At 48.7% G+C, this 1,342-nt stretch carries 1 rRNA gene; it reads left to right on the forward strand.

The features are described 5' to 3' along the window. Positions 1-269: 269 nt before the first annotated feature. Positions 270-1,342, forward strand: a 23S ribosomal RNA gene (locus tag V8Z78_RS26960); the annotation flags it as partial.

The raw sequence follows: 1,342 nt of genomic DNA on the forward strand, positions 1-1,342 counted from the left end.
GGCTGTTCTTTAAAAATTCATAGAGTCGAAATCAGCGTTGCTGGTGGAAAGAGTTGAAAAATACTCACCGTGCCGCCAGCAACATTTTGATTGCGTCAAAACAGATATTTTGCGAATGCAAATTTATCTAGTAATGACGAATATTCTCTAAGCTGCATCGCAAGATGCAGCCAAAGATATTCACATTACGGCATAACGCGTGAGGTGCAAGACCTCACCAGTCTTTGAAACCAGGCTTTGATTCTCGCTAAGAGAGTCCAAAGTTATAGGGTCAAGTGACTAAGAGCATATGGTGGATGCCTTGGCGATGATAGGCGACGAAAGACGTGATAGCCTGCGATAAGCTTCGGGGAGCTGGCAAATAAGCTTTGATCCGGAGATTTCTGAATGGGGGAACCCACCTCGCAAGAGGTATCGTGCACTGAATACATAGGTGCACGAAGCGAACCTGGAGAACTGAAACATCTAAGTACCCAGAGGAAAAGACATCAACCGAGATTCCGATAGTAGTGGCGAGCGAATTCGGAAGAGCCTTGCAGTGATAGTCGATCAGTTAACAAAACGGCATGGAAAGGCCGACCATAGTGGGTGATAGTCCCGTATGTGAAAACCGATCGGTGGTACTAGGCTGCAGACAAGTAGGGCGGGGCACGAGAAACCCTGTCTGAATATGGGGGGACCATCCTCCAAGGCTAAATACTCATCATCGACCGATAGTGAACCAGTACCGTGAGGGAAAGGCGAAAAGAACCCCGGGAGGGGAGTGAAATAGATCCTGAAACCGTATGCTTACAAAAAGTCGGAGCCCTTAGGGGTGACGGCGTACCTTTTGTATAATGGGTCAGCGACTTACATTCAGTGGCAAGCTTAACCGAATAGGGGAGGCGAAGAGAAATCGAGTCCGAATAGGGCGACTAGTCGCTGGGTGTAGACCCGAAACCAAGTGATCTATCCATGGCCAGGATGAAGGTGCCGTAACAGGTACTGGAGGTCCGAACCCACTAATGTTGCAAAATTAGGGGATGAGCTGTGGATAGGGGTGAAAGGCTAAACAAACTTGGAAATAGCTGGTTCTCTCCGAAAACTATTTAGGTAGTGCCTCAAGTATTACCGTCGGGGGTAGAGCACTGTTTAGGCTAGGGGGTCATGGCGACTTACCAAACCTATGCAAACTCCGAATACCGACGAGTACAGCTTGGGAGACAGAGCACCGGGTGCTAACGTCCGGACTCAAGAGGGAAACAACCCAGACCGCCAGCTAAGGTCCCTAAAATTGGCTAAGTGGGAAACGAAGTGGGAAGGCTAAAACAGTCAGGATGTTGGCTTAGAAGCAGCCATCATT

Source organism: Comamonas sp. wu1-DMT (assembly GCF_040187805.1).
Taxonomy (GTDB): Bacteria; Pseudomonadota; Gammaproteobacteria; order Burkholderiales; family Burkholderiaceae_C; genus Comamonas; species Comamonas thiooxydans.